The organism is Coleofasciculus sp. H7-2 (genome assembly GCF_042747725.1).
In the GTDB taxonomy this organism is placed as follows: Bacteria; Cyanobacteriota; Cyanobacteriia; order Cyanobacteriales; family FACHB-T130; genus FACHB-T130.
In genome coordinates, this window is the sequence record NZ_JBHZGO010000041.1 from 1 (window position 1) to 1,736 (window position 1,736).

The window sequence follows — 1,736 nt, forward strand, 5'->3', positions numbered from 1 at the left end:
AGCGACCGTGTCTCACCACATCATCACTGCTACAATCGGGACACAACACAGGTTCTAATATCATTGGTCAGGACAGGAAAGACAACTCCTCTCATTCTCTCATTTCCACACGTCTAGAACATTGCCCTTTGGTGAGATATGAAAGACAATATTTCCTTAATTGCCGCCGCTACAGGTGGTTTTATGTTATCTATTGCGATCGCGGGGATACTTAGAGCGGCACCTGTCACAGGTTTGAAGGTGCAACCCAGTTCCAGCGCCACACAAGTATCGGATTTGCAGCTTAAACCCGTTCATCCCGATGAACCTGTTAGCTATACCCTGAATGAAAGGTTTTCTGTGGAAAATTCAATGCGCGTTCTTCCACAAATTAAGGGGGCGTTGAATAGTTTTCACACTCTGACGGAAAAAAGTAAATCTGCTTTGGGAGAAAAAGCTATCTCTGAGGTAGGAAATACTGATTGGGAAGTTCAAAATTTGGGCTTTACTAACTGGGTTGCTTCGGTTGAAGGGACAATCAGACGGCAAGATTATCAGATGAAGAAGCTGGAGTTGGAATTAGCGAAAAAGCAGTATGAAGATAAACAAATTGCTAAAGCGGTATTAGAGCAGAAAGCGGCAAGTTATCAGCAAGCTGAGCAAGAATTTCAAAAATTCTGGAATTCTTTTGGTATTGCTGACTAATGGATTAATGAAAAAAAGTGACTAATAACCGCTGACTAATGACTAAAGACAATCCAGAAGTAATTGGCATTGATTTGGGAGGAACGGCGATTAAGCTGGGGAGGTTCCGCGAGGAAGGAACTTGCTTGGAGTCGTTGAGTGTGGCGACACCGCAACCGGCAACACCAACAGCGGTTTTGGATGCGATGATGGAAGCGATCGCTAATCTCGATCCAGAAAGACACGCGATCGCGCTCGGTATCGGCACCCCTGGTCCCGCCGATGCATCGGGTAGAATTGCTAGAGTAGCGATTAACCTGGCAGGCTGGCATGATGTACCCCTAGCAGACTGGTTAGAAGCCAAAACAGGTTTACCTACAGTTCTCGCCAATGATGCTAACTGTGCTGGCTTGGGAGAAGCTTGGTTAGGGGCTGGACGCCATTACCGGGATTTGATTCTACTGACGCTGGGTACGGGTGTGGGTGGTGCGATTATTCTCAATGGGAAGCTATTCGTCGGTCATCAAGGTGCCGCTAGCGAGCTAGGATTAATTACTTTAAACCCAGATGGCCCCCCGTGTAATAGCGGCAATCAAGGTTCTTTAGAGCAATATGCCTCAGTATCAGCCATTCGCCGCCGCACTGGCTTAGAACCAGAGGAACTGGGTAAGTTGGCAAGCGCACGCGATCCGCAAGCATTAGAATTTTGGCAAAGCTACGGGCGCGATCTCGGTGTTGGATTATCGAGTCTCATCTATGTTTTAACGCCGGAAGCGATTGTCATTGGCGGCGGTGTTAGTGCAAGTGCAGAATTTTTCTTTCCCGCTGCACTTGCAGAGATTGAGCAGCGGGTGCTGAAGAGTTCCCGTGACGGTTTGCACCTATTAAAAGCTGAGTTAGGCAACCAAGCTGGAATGGTTGGGGCGGCAAAATTGGCTTGGCAAATCTTGAGGACTGAGGACTGAGGACTGAGGACTGAGGACTGAGGACTGAGGACTGAGGACTGAGGACTGAGGACTGAGGACTGAGGACTGAGGACTGAGGACTGAGGACTGAGGACTGAGGACTGAGGA

At 48.2% G+C, this 1,736-nt stretch carries 3 protein-coding genes; 2 read left to right on the forward strand and 1 reads right to left on the reverse strand.

Annotated features, from left to right (window positions below):
* Positions 1-64: IS1 family transposase (locus ACFW2W_RS10785; protein ID WP_378177235.1), on the reverse strand; the 64-nt coding region annotated here is incomplete at its 3' end.
* A 74-nt stretch (positions 65-138) separates the two neighbouring features.
* Here ACFW2W_RS10785 and ACFW2W_RS10790 point away from each other — a divergent pair.
* Positions 139-684, forward strand: coding sequence for a hypothetical protein (locus ACFW2W_RS10790; RefSeq protein ID WP_378177229.1), 546 nt, complete (start codon positions 139-141; stop codon positions 682-684).
* Between the two features lie 38 nt (positions 685-722).
* Positions 723-1,628 (forward strand): ROK family protein, encoded by a 906-nt coding sequence (locus ACFW2W_RS10795; RefSeq protein WP_378177232.1) that lies wholly within the window; start codon positions 723-725, stop codon positions 1,626-1,628.
* Positions 1,629-1,736: the final 108 nt, after the last annotated feature.

Excerpts from the sequence above, each read along its gene's own strand:
- ACFW2W_RS10790 (WP_378177229.1), top strand. The coding sequence starts at position 139 with ATGAAAGACAATATTTCCTTAATTGCCGCCGCTACAGGTGGTTTTATG.
- ACFW2W_RS10795 (WP_378177232.1), top strand. The coding sequence starts at position 723 with ATGACTAAAGACAATCCAGAAGTAATTGGCATTGATTTGGGAGGAACG.